This window comes from Bradyrhizobium agreste (genome assembly GCF_016031625.1).
GTDB classification, from domain to species: domain Bacteria; phylum Pseudomonadota; class Alphaproteobacteria; order Rhizobiales; family Xanthobacteraceae; genus Bradyrhizobium; species Bradyrhizobium agreste.
On the sequence record NZ_JACCHP010000008.1, the window covers coordinates 193397 to 208734 of the forward strand.

The window sequence follows — 15338 nt, forward strand, 5'->3', positions numbered from 1 at the left end:
GGTAAGCAACATCTGCGCTCACGCGCCAGTCCTCAAACAGCATAGTCTCGGCTTTAAGCCCGATGCGCAGCGCATCCCAATTGGCATGTTGAGTGCCGATGATTTGCTGGGCCGGAACCGCCATGCCCCCTGTAGCGAGGCTGTGTGCACGGTCGAAGTAAGTACCACCGATAAACACGCGCGCATGCGATCGAATCCGACTTCTGGCCCGGGAGCGGATCGGCATTCAGTATTGGCGCAGCGCCTCGACGGTCGCTGGAATGTCGAGGCGGGCATTGCGGAGAAAGTCCTCAGTCTCGCGGCCGCTTCGCGCTCCATTAGCCTAAGCCGGGATGAGTTCGAAGCCGGTCCTGGAGGGACCGCCGATTGGCGACGAGGTTGTCAAGGTGCAGCAACTCGTGCCCTGGCCGCTCTCCTTGGGCCAATCGTCGAACCAGCGCCCGCGTGCCGTCCACCACAAAGACGCCACAATCATAGCTGTTCCGCTGCTGGGCCATGTTGGGTGACTCCAGGCGGGCGCGCAGCCGTCGTGCGAGCTGCGCTGCCGCCTCGTGGTTGTGTCCCCGGACAGAGTCGTAGTGATAGGCAACTGGCTCTCCTCGCGTGTGGCGATCAAGGAGCAGCAGCGACCAGTGCGTGCCGAGGCGATTAGGATCCATAGCGTCGTTCACTGGCAGGAACAGGAAGTCGGCCGTATCATTACCATTTGAGTCGTAGACGATGCGCTGGAACGCGCGGAGCATGTCGGGCTCGGCGCCGAAGCGCAGTTGATAGTGAGCTATTAGGGGGTCCACCAGCTGCGTCAGGGCGGCGAGTTCCGGACGGCTCCGCCGCAACTCCTCCGCCAGGAGCTCGTAATCCCTGTTGATATGCTTGTCGCCCAGCCATTCCTTGGCACCGAGCTCTAGTTTGCTGCGGCCGTAGGAGGAGGCTGTCGGATCCATAGCCCCGATTTGAGCATCGTCGGATGTGCGCGGGAAGGGCGCAGAACGAGCATCATCACGCAGCTCCTGCAGCGTTGGCGGATTTAGATCAATCACCTGCGGTCTGGGCGCATCCCGACCAACAAATGATACAGAACCAGCGTAGGTGTCTGAGCGAGCCCTGGCAGGATCGGCTGGCGCAAAGTGAGCATCGTCCCGCAACTCGGACGGCGTTGGCGCATTCAGATCAACAAATGGCTCAAGACCAGCGTAGGTGTCTGAGCGAGCCCTGGCAGGATCGGCTGGCGCAAAGTGAGCATCGTCCCGCAACTCGGACGGCGTTGGCGCATTCAGATCAACAAATGGCTCAAGACCAGCGTAGGTGTCTGAGCGAACCCTGGCAGGATCGGCTGGCGCAAACTGAGCATCGTCCCGCAAGTCGGAGGGCGTTGGCGCATTCAGATCAACAAATGGCTCAAGACCAGCGTAGGTGTCTGAGCGAACCCTGGCAGGATCGGCTGGCGCAAACTGAGCATCATCCCGCAAGTCGGAGGGCGTTGGCGCATTCAGATCAACAAATGGCTCAAGACCAGCGTAGGTGTTTGAGCGATCCCCGGCAGGATCGGCTGGCGCAAAGTGAGCATCGTCCCGCAAGTCGGAGGGCGTTGGCGCATTCAGATCAACAAATGGCTCAAGACCAGCGTAGGTGTTTGAGCGATCCCCGGCAGGATCGGCTGGCGCAAAGTGAGCATCGTCCCGCAACTCGGACGGCGTTGGCGCATTCAGATCAACAAATGGCTCAAGCCTGCCCTTAGCATTTGACGCGGGCCTGGATGGTGATCCTGGTTCTTGCAGCTGTTCACTCAACCAAACCCAAGCTCCAGCGCTTAGGCTGGCCGGCGTTGAGGGAAGATCGCGCGAAGAGCCGGAAAACCGATCGCCCTGCGCGGCCGGCGAGCGCGGCTGCTCAGGGCCTGGCAGCCCCAGCTCTCGGTTCGCCTCGCCGAGTTTCAAGTAGCTGCGAAGATGCGACAAATCGGGACCGTGTACTCTGCCTCCAGTCCGTTGGAATGCTACCACGTCATTGTCGAGGGATACCTGCTCCCTGCTGGAGCCGTTTAGCCGCCCGATGATGCTCCCTTTGCCTTTCTCTCTAAGCCACGCACTCAGCGCACGAAGACGCCTCGCCCGCTGTTGCGCAGACTGCCTCAGCTTCACAGTCGGATTTTTAAGATCTTTCAGAGCTTGGCTCAGCGCGCCCTCGATGAGGGGCGCATCTTCTGGATGAGGAACTAGGCGACGGGGGGCACCGAGGACGCGGGGTTCGGGTGCTTCGACTTCTTCCCCCCCCACGCAGCAGCCGCCGGAGAACGTCCACAGCCGATCTAATGCGGTTCTGGGGGTCACGGCCCAAGCTCCTGTACTTCGCTATTTCCTCATCGAGCGATGAACCGTCTCGCAGCCGAGAAGCTACAGGGCCCCGATGACTTGCGTTGACCCAGCGGACAAAAGTCCCAAGTCCGGAAACATTGTTGTTGATGGCCCCTGGGGTAAGCTTGCGCCGCTCGGCGTGCACGCGAAACCTCGTCAAGAGCTCCGCGTCTTCGGCCGGAAGCTGCTCGCCGATCAGCTCGTCTGGCGACGACACCGGAGCTTGTCTCTGCGCTGGTGACGTCGCCAGTTGATGAGATGGGATCTGCATCAGCGGCCGCTCAACCGCGTCGCCCTGCGGAAGCGGCGAGGAGCTGGGTCCGTCCATCGTCTCTAAAGGCAGATCCTGCTGGTTCGCAGGCAGAATCTCCGGCCAGCTGACAGCTCCGTTCGACCCGCTGTGCTGCGCAGTCGCGGAGAGGGTCGGCTTCATCTCGGCGCGAACCGCGTCTTCGAGATCAGGCAGGGGGCAAATATGACGCAGGAGTTCGATCGCTGTAGCACCCGCCGGCGACTTCAGGAGATGAGCCAGTGCGGCTCCGGCTTTACTGCGGCCATGGGGGTCCGCCTCCTTATACCGATTGACATCTTCATCCAGCGAGCCGTGGCCAAGCCGAGCAGCAATGCCGGGCTTATCGTTTTCACGGAGGTAATCACTGAAATCGATAAGAAGAGTTGCATAGCTCCTGGCGGTGTTGGCGGTGCTCGGGGGTGCTTCTTCCTTGTACCTTTTGATGAGATCCGCATCCTGGGGATAGGGATTCCGCTCAACCCGGCTTGCAAACGGCATGATGCCGCCCGGCGATTGGGAGGCTCGAAGATGATCCAGTGGGGTAGCGATGGCCTGCCCCTCCTGCTCGGCGAACTCCTGGACATCCTTGTCCAGCGACTTCTCGAAAAGCCGGGAAGCAATGCCCGGCTTGTCGTTCTTCACGAGCCAATGCCCCAAGCTGAGAAGACCACGTAGATTGCGACCGACCGTGCTCTCGGAGGCCCCAGCTTTGATGAGTGCGGGCCTCAGCCCCTCAATAAGAGAGGCATCTTTGCAATAAACAGGATCTAGGCTGCTACCTGCGAAAACCAATTTTGCATGGCCCGAGGCATTCAGGATCGTTCCGCCGCCTTGACCGTGCGGAGGCGGCGTAGATGGGTGCCCACTCGCCCGCATGATGGGAATCTGCTCGCCTGGCATGAGGATGTTGCGGTAACGTTCATCCGTCAGCTCGTCCTCCTGGTGGCGCCAGTTCACGGGATGAGGGGACTCTGTAGGATTCAATGCCAGGCCGTGCCGCGGTGGCTGAAGACACGACGATGCACCGGCTTCGTCGACCGTCCCAAAGAATAAATCTCGATCATCCCCCTCAGCGAGTGCCGCTGGCCAACTGAAGGCGGGCTGCGACCAGCCCTGCTTGGCCGCGGCCTCAATGCCCCCTGCCCGGACAGTGATTGACGCGACTCCGCCCGGCGACTGAGAGGCGCGGAGACGATCTAGTGCGGTAAGAACGAGGTGCCTGGGACTTTGATCGAAGATCGCAGCGTCGCTGCTGAGCGATTCGTCGTTAAGCCGAGCAGCCACTCCCGGCTTGTTTTGTTCGAAGAGCCACCGGCTGAATCTGCGAAGAGGACGAACATAATTCGTCTTAGCGGTGATCTCCTCGTACCCAGCCCTAACGAGTGCTTCTTGAAGTCCGGAAATCAAGGTCGCGTCTTCGGGATGAAAAGGCGGACCGTTGAGTTTTCTCGCTCCATTACGGAGATGATCAAGTGCCGCGCCGATACTTTTGTTACCCCCGGCGTCCTTGTAGCGCTTGATCTCTTCATTCAGCGGTTCGTCCTCGTTCCATGTCTCGTCCTGAAGCCGAGCAGCAATGCCAGGCTTGTTGTTTGCACGAAGGTAGTGGCTGAAATCCGTGAGAATGGATGCATAGGTTTTGGCGGTACTTGAAGTTCCGGCCGCCACTGCTTGCTGTCTGTATTCTTTGATGAGAGTTCCGTCCTTGGGATAAGGAGTGAGGTCAGGGCGGCCTGCGATCGGTACGACTCCCCCCGTCAATTGAGAGGTCCGCAGATGAGCTAGTGCCCAACGGACGTTCGCCGTCCCACCTTTGGTTATGAACTCCTCGACATCCTTGTCCATCGACTCGTCATGAAGCCGATCAGCGATGCCCGGCTTGTCCTTTGCAAAGAGCCAGCGGCTCAAGCTGAGCAGATAACCGACGTAGCTCGTGGCGGTGCTCTCGGCGGCTCCAAGGAGCGCCTGCTTAAGACCGGAAATAAGGCGCGCATCCGTAGCATAAAGCGGCTCCTTGCTGCGGCCTACCAAGACCCAATTTGACTGAGCGGTCTGGAGCGCTGAGGCGCCCAGCACCGCCTCATCCTCTCCGGCATGGGCCTCAGATCGCGATGCATCCGCTTGATGGGCGCGGGCCTGGATGAGCACGGGAGCCGACGGGACAACGATCTCGCCCAGCTGCCGCTGAAAGGCCGCCGCCTCTGCCGATGAGTCAGCCGGAGAAGCATCTTGCGCGTCCACGCCATTGATTTGTTGTCCCACCTGATTCATCGAGACGAAGTTCATCTGTACTCACTTTCGAAGATGGAGGACCGGAGCAGGCCGATGAGTGCTAACATGCTGATCTGCATTGCAAACGGAATGAAAATGACAAATTTTGGGAGAAAGAATCAACACTCCGCGCGTTAGAAAGTGCATTGCGGCCGCCAAACGCCCGATGAGATCAAAAAAACGCATTTCCTTCATTATGGGTAGAGTTAACCTTGTGCCCTAGTAGCACAGCCGGCGTCGCGCACGACCTCAATATAATCTGCTGGCGACGGTCGCCGCAGGAGCGATGATGACTTCGCCCGATGGCCAGATCGTGTTCAAGTTCGAGCCGGTTGATCAACCTCATTGCGAAACGAGGCTGCGGATGGCGGCGGGAGGCTCGACTTCGACGCGCAGAAGTTGTCGCGGCGACACGAATACAGGCTCGGTTGCTCCGAGTGTTCGCTGAGGGCTGGTCCGAAGCACAGGGCTGGTCTCCCGACAGAGTCTTGAGAATGAGGCTCATCTCGCTGGTCGGACGTATTCGATATCCAAAGCTTCGTCATGAACGCTTTCGGTTGCCTCGAAAAACCTCGCCTGGATCTGGCAAGCCCTACGTCCGCAACTTGTTTAGTGCCGAGTTCAAGGCGTTCCGAGACGGCAACAAGGACTGGTCGGCGAACCTGATTTCCCTCCGTGACGGTCTCGCGCACCGGATCCCGCTCGTCCTATGTGATCGATAACGCCTCGACCGAGCAGCATAGGACGCTTGGCGCCGCCGTAGTCGCCTCAGGGGTCGCCGGCGACCAAGCTGAGTAAAGATTGTCTTCTCAGCAAGCAGCAGGCGCTCGGCCAATTCCGTCCGTGGATTACCCATTCAGTCTGCGAAGAAGCACCGACCATCCGTTTTCACAAGTAGATGCTGCACGACTACCGTTGGCACGACGACCAAATAGTCACTCGTGGGGACACGCTCTCCTTTCGATCGACACCAAGGATCTACCGCGGATCAGGCCGGGAGTTCCTCACCCAGTCATCGAATCGTGGTTCGTGGAGCCTCCTTTACGGAACTTAGAATCGTTGATCGGTTTGTGGCGGATTGTTGTCAGTCAGCTTGTCGCTGGTGAAATCAATCGATCTCGCGGCGCAGACCGTGAGGACGCCTTTCCTTATCTCGGCGGATCGTCCCCGAACGTTAGTGCCCGGCTCGGATTTCGCCCTGGCGCGCTTGAAGCACCACCCCGGCCGAGTATACGCCTCCTTGTTGGCATTCTCCAATCGAGCCCGGGCTTCCTTGTGTTCGGCCTCGAACACGTCGAATGGCTTGTAAGGGCCTTTGCGGCGAGGTCCCCGAAACGGATAGGTTCTTGTATTCACCAGCGAGCCGCATGGCCGTCGGCAGATGCTCATCTAGTTTCAACGCCGCGTAAACCGCCGGCACGATGCCGGCGACCAGCGCCATGGTGGCCGTGAGGTGTTCGTACTTGTTGTCGCCTGTTAAGATTTCCCAGCTTGGGAAGCACGCCGAAGATGATCGGCACTACAACGAACGCAATGCGCAGAGTGCGCAGCGCGCGAAGCCAAACCATGAGGGTGTTTGACGTATAGGCACCGTATTCCTAGTAATGCTGCACGCCCCGCTTCGCGGCGAATTGCTCAAGTATCGCCGGATGAAGGACTGCCTAGCTCTGCACTTGACGTAACCCTTGGGGTCCACTTGGCTTGCCCCCGCAAGCGACCGGGTCGCACTCGTCGTGCTACGGACCAAGCGGATCCGGAGTCAGCTTTAGGAATCTATCGTCTGCCTTGATGCCGAAGCCGTCGGGCGTCTTGCCGTCGGGAAAGCTCTCGGCCGCATGCGCCATCCAACTCAGCGGAATGTCGGAGAGGCGAGCTTCGTTTTCCGGATAGCTACCGCCGACATCGGGTGTTTCCTGCGAACCACACCGGTTGCAGCCAATCCGGATGCGAATATCGCTTGGGCTCCCCCGCACATTCAGCGCGAGAGCGGGCCTTTGTCGGGCACTTGCTGCGCCGGTTGTCGGCATTGAGACTTCAATGCCAGAAACCTGACACTACGCGCCGCTACGGAGTGCCTGCTGAGCCTGCGAATTCACTTCGGCACGCGATTTGCTCTGTTCACGCATCATCACCAATCGCAGTGCGATGGTCTTCGGGACGGGCACGGCGCCGACCAAGCTGGAGCTCAAGGCGGTGTTCGGTTCGATCTTCCAGCGCTTTCCCGCGCTCCGCCTGGCCGTGGCGCCCGAAGAACTGAAGTTGCGCAAGGCGATCGTCCTGGCGGGTTCGAGGAGTTTCCGGTGCTCTGGCGATGTGGCGGACGCCGCCGGGAATCGCGATCTTCTCCGCAATTTGCCGGCGGGCATGGCGCGCGCCGGTCGGATCAGCCAGCCAACAGGTAACGAGGATGGACGTGCAAGAAACCACGGCAGCATGCCGGGACGCGTTCGCCGAACTGGCGTCGCCAACCTGCATCCACGACCCGTATCCGTTCATGCGGTGGTTGCGCGAGCACGATCCGGTGCATCGCGCGGCGTCGGGCCTCTTTCTGTTGAGCCGCCACGCCGACATCTCCTGGGCGTTCAAGGCCACGGGCGATGCGTTTCGGGGGCCGGCGCCGGGCGAACTGGCGCGCTATTTCCCGCGTGCGGCGAGAAGCCTGTCGCTCAATCTGCTGGCGTCCACACTGGCGATGAAGGACCCACCGGCGCATACGCGTCTGCGCCGGCTGATCTCGCGCGATTTCACCATGCGCCAGATCGACAACCTGCGGCCGAGCATCGCGCGCATCGTCGCAGCGCGACTGGACGGCATGGCGCCCGCGCTGGAGCGCGGGGAGGCGGTGGACCTGCATCGGGAATTCGCGCTGACCTTGCCCATGCTGGTCTTCGCCGAACTGTTTGGCATGCCCCAGGACGACATTTTGGGGCTCGCCACCGGCATCGGCGGCATTCTGGAAGGCCTGAGCCCGCACGCCAGCGATCCCCAGCTCGCCGCGGCGGACGCGGGCAGTGCCAGAGTGAAGGCCTACTTCAGCTGCCTCATACAGCGCAAGCGCACCGATCCCCGCCACGATATCGTGTCGATGCTGGTCGGCGCACATGACGATGATGTCGACACGCTGTCGGATGTCGAGTTGATCAGCATGTTGTGGGGCATGCTGCTGGGCGGCTTCGCCACCACTGCTGCGACCATCGACCATGCGGTCCTGGCGATGCTGGCTTATCCCCAACAGCGGCACTGGCTGCAGGGAGACGCCGTGGTGAAGGCATTCGTCGAAGAAGTCCTGCGCTGCGACGCGCCCGCGATGTTCAGCTCCATTCCGCGTATCGCCCAGCGCGACATCGAACTGGGCGGCGTGGTGATCCCGAAAAACGCGGACGTGCGCGTGCTGATCGCGTCCGGCAATCGCGACCCAGACGCCTTCGCCGATCCCGATCGTTTCGATCCCGCGCGGTTCTACGGCACCAGTCCAGGCATGTCGACCGACGGGAAGATCATGCTGAGCTTCGGCCACGGCATTCACTTCTGCCTCGGTGCGCAACTGGCCCGGGTGCAGTTGGCCGAGAGCCTGCCGCAGATCCAGGCCCGCTTCCCCACGCTGGAATTGGCCGAGCAGCCCACCCGGGAGCCCTCGGCGTTCCTTCGGACGTTCCGCGCACTGCCGGTGCGGCTGCATGCGCGAGGGAACTGAGATGCGCGTCATGGTCGACCAGGATCTGTGCGGAACCAGCGGGCAGTGCGTGCTGACGCTGCCGGGCACCTTTCGCCAGCGCGAACCCGACGGCGTGGCCGAAGTGTGCGTGGCGACAGTCCCGCAGGCGCTGCACGCCGCCGTGAGGCTCGCGGCAAGCCAGTGCCCCGTCGCCGCCATTCGGGTCATCGAAAGCGACGCTGGCGATGCCGAGCGCGCCGGCGCCGACGCTGCGGCTTCTCCAGCGAAGGCCGGCGGCATGCCGCGAAGACCAACACAATCTAGGATGACACGATGGGGCGGTTTGAAGGCAAAGTGGCCGTGGTGACCGGCGCCGGCGCCGGGATCGGCAAGGCATGCGCCCTCGCCATCGCGCGCGAGGGCGGCAGAGTGGTGGTGGCCGACATTGATGGCTCGGCGGCTATCGCCTGCACCGCGCAGATCGCGGCCGAGGCGGGCCACGCGCTCGCCCTGGCGATCGACATCGCCGATGCGCAGGCGGTGGCAGCGCTGTTCGAGACGGCGGAGCGGCACTTCGGTGGGGTCGACCTGTTGGTGAACAACGCGAGCGCGATGCATCTGACCCCGCGCGACCGCGCGATCCTCGAGCTGGACCTGGCGGTCTGGGATCAGACCATGGCGATTAATCTGCGTGGCACGCTGCTCTGCTGCCGGCAGGCCATTCCACGGATGATCGCCCGCGGCGGTGGCGCGATCGTCAACATGTCGTCGTGCCAGGGGCTCAGCGGTGACACCGCGCTGACATCCTACGCCGCGTCGAAGGCGGCGATGAACATGCTGTCGGCCTCGCTCGCCACCCAGTACGGTCATGCGCAGATCCGCTGCAATGCGGTTGCGCCCGGTCTCATCATGACCGAGCGTCTTCTCGCCAAGCTGGACGCGTGCATGCAAACCCATCTGCGCCGGCACCAGCTCCTGCCGCGCGTCGGCCGCCCCGACGACGTGGCCGCGCTGGTGGCGTTCCTGCTCTCCGACGATGCTGCGTTCATCACCGGCCAGGTCGTGTGCATCGACGGCGGCATGCTGGCGCATGTGCCGACATACGCCGATGGTGGCAACAGCCGCGCCGCGCGGCCTGCCGGCGAGACCGCCGAAGCGGACGCGGCGCCGCGCTGCTGATGGACATGCTGCTCAACCCGCTGAACCGTCGGCATCGGCTGCGGCACGACATCCCGGTCGTGCCCGGCGCTTTTCCCTTGGTCGGGCATCTTCCCGCCATCGTCTGCGACCTGCCGCGCCTGCTGCGGCGCGCGGAACGGACGCTGGGCAGCCACTTCTGGCTAGATTTCGGCCCTGCCGGACACCTGATGACCAGTCTGGATCCGGATGCTCTCGCACTGCTCCGGCACAAGGATGTGTCCTCGGCGCTGATCGAAGACATCGCGCCCGAATTGTTTGGCGGAACGTTGGTCGCCCAGGACGGCATCGCGCACCGGAAGGCGCGCGATGCGATCCAGGCGGCGCTTCTGCCCAAGGGGCTGACCCAGGCCGGCATCGGCGAACTGTTCGCGCCCGTCATCCGAGCCCGCGTGCAGAGGTGGCGCGACCGGGGCGACGTCACCATCCTGCGCGAAACCGGCGATCTGATGCTCAAGCTCATCTTCAGTCTCATGGGCATCCCCGCGCAGGACCTGCCGGGATGGCATCGCAAGTACCGGCAGCTGCTGCAGTTGATCGTCGCGCCCCCGGTCGACCTGCCCGGACTGCCCTTGCGGCGCGGCCGCGCCGCCCGCGACTGGATCGATGCGCGGTTGCGCGAGTTCGTCCGCGCCGCGCGCGAACATGCCTCGCGCACCGGGTTGATCAACGACATGGTGAGCGCCTTCGATCGCAGCGACGATGCGCTTTCCGATGACGTCCTGGTCGCCAATATCCGCTTACTGCTGCTTGGTGGTCACGACACCACCGCCTCGACGATGGCCTGGATGGTGATCGAGCTAGCGCGGCAGCCTGGGTTGTGGGACGCCCTGGTCGAGGAGGCGCAACGCGTAGGCGCGGTGCCGACCCGGCACGCGGACCTGGCGCAGTGTCCGGTCGCCGAGGCGCTGTTCCGCGAGACGCTGCGCGTGCATCCGGCGACGCCGCTCCTCGTGCGTCGTGCACTGCGTGAATTGCGACTCGGCCAACGGCGCATTCCTGCGGGCACCGATCTGTGCATCCCGCTGCTACATTTCTCGACCTCGGCGCTGCTGCACGAGGCGCCTGATCAGTTTCGGCTGGCGCGGTGGCTGCAACGCACCGAGCCGATCCGGCCGGTCGACATGCTGCAGTTCGGTACCGGCCCACACGTCTGCATGGGCTACCACCTGGCATGGCTGGAACTGGTGCAGTTCTGTATCGCCTTGGCGCTGACCATGCACGAGGCCGGGGTGCGGCCGCGGTTGCTGAGTGGCGTCGAAAAAGGCCGGCGCTATTACCCGACCGCACATCCGTCCATGACTATCCGCATCGGATTCTCATGAGCTGGCATCGCATGCCCGTGTGGTGAGGCCGCGGCGCCGGCGACGCGCGGCATTGCTGCACTCGGCGCGCGCGCTCGGCGCAAGGCCGGCAACACCGCGGCGGCTCGCCGCTGGCCCTGGCCGTCTCCTGGCAGGTACAAGGACATGAACAACATGCAGACCGGTTCCACGCCACACGACGACCGAGCTGGCGTTTCCGCGAACGGCGGATTGGGCGCGCAGGCGCGCGGCGCATCCGGGAGGCTGCTGCCGGAGATCTGGATGCAGGACGGCGCAAAACGGGTCGAACAGACGCTGGCGCGTCTTCTCTGCGCCGAAGACGACGGTGAGACCGAGCTTATGGCGGCGATGCGCTACGCCACCTTGCATGGCGGCAAGCGCACGCGCGCCTTGCTCTGTTTGGGTGCCGGCGCACTGGCCGACACGCCGGCGTACATGCTCGACGACGTCGGTGCCGCCATCGAGATGATGCACGCCTGTACCTTGGTCCACGACGATCTGCCCGCGATGGACGACGATGTGCTTCGCCGCGGCTTTCCGACCGTGCACGTCAAGTTCGGCGAAGCCACCGCGATCCTGGTCGGCGATGCGCTGCAGGCGCACGCTTTCCTGACCCTGGCGAGCCTCGATGCGCCGGGCGACAACCGTATCGCGCTCGTGCGCGAACTGGCGCAGGCGGTGTCCGCCGAGGGTGCCGCGGGCGGGCAGGCCATGGATCTGTCGCTGGTCGGAAAGCACGTCGAGCTGGACAGGATTCTGGTGATGCACCGGATGAAGTGCGGAGCGCTAGTGCGCGCATCCGTTCGCATGGGCGCGCTATGCGGCATCGCGGAGGATGCCGCGCACGCTGCGCTGTACTGTGCGCTCGATCGCTACAGCGCCTGTTTCGGCCTGGCGTTGCAGGTGATCGACGACATTCTCGACGCGACAGCGGATACCGCGACGCTGGGCAAGACCCCCGGCAAGGACGCGGCGGCGGGGAAGCCGACCTGCGCGTCGATCATGGGACTGCAGGCAGCACGCCAGTTCGCGCTGGATCTGTTGCGCGATGCGGGGGAGGCCATCGCGCCGCTGGGGCCGCGTGCGGAACGGTTGTCGCAACTCCTACAGCGGGCCAACGCGTATCTGTTCAAGCACGCGCCATGCGCATGAGCGAGCCCATCCGCATGGCGTCGTCCCTGTGCCGCTGCGATCGGCCGGCGGCAGCGGTGCATGCTGCACCGTGTCCGAGTCCGCGATTGCAGCGGTTGCCCGCCGCGGCGCGCGGCGCGCTGCGCGCAAGCCTATGCGGCGGACCGGCGCCAGCATCAGGGCGCGTCGCCGCGACGGAGCAGGGCGGCCGTCCGGCGCTGCCTATGCCGGGCCTGCGGCGACATGCGCGGCGTCTGCCCGATCCCGGTTCTCGTCAATCGTCTGCAAAAGGAACATCCCGCGTGAACGCGCTGTCCGAACAGATCCTTTCCGAATTGCGCCACCTGCTGAGCCAGATGAGCGATGGCGGCAGCGTCGGTCCATCCGTCTACGACACGGCGCGAGCTCTGCAGTTCCACGGCAACGTCACCGGTCGGCAGGACGCATACGCGTGGCTCATCGCGCAGCAACAGGCCGATGGCGGATGGGGAAGCGTCGACTTCCCGCTGTTCCGTCATGCGCCGACATGGGCGGCGTTGCTGGCATTGCAGCGTGTCGACTCTCTTCCCGGCGCCGCCGATGCTGTCCAGGCTGCAACGCGGTTCCTCCAGCGCCAGCCCGATCCCTATGCGCATGCGGTGCCGGACGACGCGCCGATCGGCGCGGAGCTGATCCTGCCGCGGCTTTGCTACGAGGCCGCATCCTTGCCGGGCGGCGTGGCGTTTCCGCGCCACCTGGCGCTATTGCCGTTGCGGCAAGCGTGCCTGGCCAAACTGGGAGCGATGGCGACGTTGCCGAGCGGCCATCCGTTGCTGCACTCCTGGGAAGCATGGGGGACGTCGCCGACCACCGTATGCCCGGATGAGGACGGCAGCATCGGCATCAGTCCGGCGGCCACCGGCGCGTGGCGTGCGCACGCCGTGACGCAGGGCAGCACGCCGCAGGTCGGGCGTGCTGACGCGTATCTGCAGGCGGCATCGCGGGCGACGCGTAGCGGCATCGAAGGTGTCGTTCCCAACGTCTGGCCAATCAATGTGTTCGAGCCATGCTGGTCGCTGTACACCCTGCATCTGGCCGGGCTGTTCGCGCATCCCGCGCTAGCAGAGGCGGTGCGCATGATCGTCGCGCAGCTCGATGCCCGCCTGGGCGTGCGCGGTCTGGGTCCGGCCTTGCACTTCGCGGCCGATGCGGACGACACCGCCGTTGCGTTGTGCGTCCTTCGCTTCGCAGGCCGCGACCGGGCGGTCGACGCGTTGCGCCATTTCGGAATCGGCGAGCTGTTCGTCACCTTCCCCGGCGAGCGCAATGCCTCGGTGTCGACCAACATCCATGCCCTGCATGCGTTGCGACTGTTGGGAAAGCCCGCCGCCGGCACCAGCGCCTACGTCGAGGCCAATCGCAACCCGCACGGTCTCTGGGACAACGAAAAATGGCACGTTTCGTGGCTGTATCCCACCGCGCATGCGGTCGCAGCGCTGGCGCAAGGCAAGCCCCGGTGGCGCGACGAGCGCGCGCTGGCGGCGCTGCTGCAGGCGCAGCGCGACGACGGCGGCTGGGGCGCCGGTCGCGCGTCCACATTTGAGGAAACTGCCTATGCGCTGTTCGCGTTGCACGTGATGGACGGGAGTGAAGAGCCGACAGGGCGGCGGCGCATTGCGCAGGCGGTGGCGCGCGCGCTGGAGTGGATGCTCGCCCGCCATGCGGCGCATGCATTGCCGCAGACTCCGCTGTGGATCGGCAAGGAACTGTATTGCCCCACCCGGGTCGTGCGCGTGGCCGAACTCGCCGGGTTGTGGCTCGCGCTTGGTTGGGGCCGGCGCGTCCTGGCCGAGGGAACAGGAGCGGCGCCATGATTCAGACCGAACGCGCGCTGCAGGAGGTGCTGGAATGGGGGCATTCCCTGACCGGGTTCGCCGATGAGCATGCCGTGGAAGCGGTCAGGGGCGGCCAGTACATCCTGCAGCGCATCGACCCGAGCCTGCACGACATCAGCGCCCGCACCGGCCGCGATCCGCAGGACGAAACGCTGACCGTGGCGTTCTATCGCGAACTGGCGCTGCTGTTCTGGCTCGACGATTGCAACGACCTTGGCCTGATCGCGCCGGAGCAGCTCGCCGCGGTCGAGCAGGCACTGGGGCAGGGCGTGCCGTGCGCACTCCCCGGATTCGAGGGCTGCGCTGTGCTGCGCGCCTCGCTGGCCGCCCTCGCCTACGATCCTCGCGACTATGCTCAGCTTCTCGACGATACCCGGTGCTACTGCGCGGCGCTGCGCGCCGGACACGCGCAGGCGGCAGGGGCGGGACGCTGGTCCTACGCCGAGTACCTGCACAACGGCATCGATTCGATCGCCTACGCGAACGTGTTCTGTTGCCTGTCGTTGCTGTGGGGACTGGACATGGCGACCTTGCGCGCGCGTCCGGCGTTTCGCCAGGTCCTGCGGCTCATCTCCGCGATAGGGCGCCTGCAGAACGATCTGCATGGACGCGACATGGACAGGTCGGCCGGCGAGGCCGACAACGCGGCGATCCTGCTGCTGCAGCGCTATCCGGCTATGCCTGTGGTGGAGTTCCTCAACGACGAGCTGGCCGGCCATATGCGCATGCTGGATCGGGTGATAGCGAAAGAACGCTTTCCCGCGCCCTGGGGACCGTTGATCGAGGCCATGGCGGCCATCCGCGCGCAGTACTACCAGACCTCGACCAGCCGCTACCGCAGCGACGCTACGATTTAAGCACGATGTTCATAGATCCCAGGCCCAGCAAACCAGCCTGCAGCCGACGCGAGATCAAGATTGATCTCGAGGACCGATGTCGAGCCGAATACCCACACTGTGGTCGCAACGGCCGTTCAGGCGCCTGATGTCGCTGGCAACGCGGTCAGTGAGCCGCTCAGCGGGATAGCGGGGAGGGTAGCGGCCAAGCGCATATTACTCGGACCCTTTTAGCCCCGCCCAAAGGCCAATCCTCAGGAGTCCCGGCAACCCCTATTGGCCGTGGTTGGATTTCTCGCTGTAAGCCATTGATCTGTAATGGTCGGATTTTGGCCCAGTTGGGAAAATTCCTTCGAAAAATCAATGATGGAAGTGTGTCTTATAACCTGAAGGTCATAGGTTC

The 15338-nt window shown here is 63.9% G+C and carries 11 protein-coding genes and 1 pseudogene; 8 read left to right on the plus strand and 4 right to left on the minus strand.

All coding sequences use genetic code 11. The annotated features are described in order from the left end of the window. Window positions 1-317: 317 nt before the first annotated feature. The 4 genes from HZZ13_RS36810 to HZZ13_RS14640 form a co-directional block, all read right to left on the minus strand. Window positions 318-1790 carry a Ulp1 family isopeptidase gene (locus tag HZZ13_RS36810; protein ID WP_246504425.1) on the minus strand — a complete coding sequence of 491 codons (1473 nt, stop codon included), beginning with the start codon at window positions 1788-1790 and terminating at the stop codon, window positions 318-320. Between the two features lie 361 nt (window positions 1791-2151). Beyond that, the gene (locus tag HZZ13_RS36815) at window positions 2152-4932 is read right to left on the minus strand and encodes a hypothetical protein (protein ID WP_246504426.1); all 2781 of its coding nucleotides are present in this window, start codon (window positions 4930-4932) and stop codon (window positions 2152-2154) included. A 1721-nt stretch (window positions 4933-6653) separates the two neighbouring features. Beyond that, the gene (locus HZZ13_RS37365) at window positions 6654-6944 is read right to left on the minus strand and encodes a hypothetical protein (protein ID WP_311972645.1); all 291 of its coding nucleotides are present in this window, start codon (window positions 6942-6944) and stop codon (window positions 6654-6656) included. Window positions 6945-6971: 27 nt separating this feature from the next. Then, a complete protein-coding gene (locus HZZ13_RS14640) occupies window positions 6972-7184 on the minus strand; it encodes a hypothetical protein (RefSeq protein ID WP_197960317.1) in 213 nt (70 codons plus the stop codon). Here HZZ13_RS14640 and HZZ13_RS14645 point away from each other — a divergent pair. The 8 genes and pseudogenes from HZZ13_RS14645 to HZZ13_RS14680 form a co-directional block, all read left to right on the plus strand. After that, a pseudogene (locus tag HZZ13_RS14645) lies at window positions 7093-7319 on the plus strand (cytochrome P450); the annotation flags it as partial. The gene HZZ13_RS14640 and the pseudogene HZZ13_RS14645 sit on opposite strands and share 92 nt — an antisense overlap. 5 nt (window positions 7320-7324) lie before the next feature. Further along, window positions 7325-8611, plus strand: a complete 1287-nt coding sequence (locus HZZ13_RS14650; RefSeq protein ID WP_197960272.1) for a cytochrome P450 — start codon at window positions 7325-7327, stop codon at window positions 8609-8611. Window position 8612: 1 nt separating this feature from the next. Then, window positions 8613-8939 carry a ferredoxin gene (locus HZZ13_RS14655; RefSeq protein WP_376707041.1) on the plus strand — a complete coding sequence of 109 codons (327 nt, stop codon included), beginning with the start codon at window positions 8613-8615 and terminating at the stop codon, window positions 8937-8939. Then, window positions 8906-9751, plus strand: coding sequence for an SDR family oxidoreductase (locus tag HZZ13_RS14660; RefSeq protein WP_197960273.1), 846 nt, complete (start codon window positions 8906-8908; stop codon window positions 9749-9751). Before HZZ13_RS14655 ends, HZZ13_RS14660 begins: the two co-directional genes overlap by 34 nt. Continuing rightward, entirely contained in the window at window positions 9751-11094 is a 1344-nt protein-coding gene (locus HZZ13_RS14665) for a cytochrome P450 (RefSeq protein WP_197960274.1), read from the plus strand. The genes HZZ13_RS14660 and HZZ13_RS14665 overlap by 1 nt, the downstream gene beginning before the upstream one ends. Before the next feature lie 153 nt (window positions 11095-11247). Continuing rightward, the gene (locus tag HZZ13_RS14670; protein ID WP_197960313.1) at window positions 11248-12246 is read left to right on the plus strand and encodes a polyprenyl synthetase family protein; all 999 of its coding nucleotides are present in this window, start codon (window positions 11248-11250) and stop codon (window positions 12244-12246) included. Between the two features lie 281 nt (window positions 12247-12527). After that, the gene (locus HZZ13_RS14675) at window positions 12528-14078 is read left to right on the plus strand and encodes a hypothetical protein (RefSeq protein WP_197960275.1); all 1551 of its coding nucleotides are present in this window, start codon (window positions 12528-12530) and stop codon (window positions 14076-14078) included. Continuing rightward, a complete protein-coding gene (locus tag HZZ13_RS14680; protein WP_197960276.1) occupies window positions 14075-14956 on the plus strand; it encodes a terpene synthase family protein in 882 nt (293 codons plus the stop codon). The genes HZZ13_RS14675 and HZZ13_RS14680 overlap by 4 nt, the downstream gene beginning before the upstream one ends. Window positions 14957-15338 lie beyond the last annotated feature (382 nt).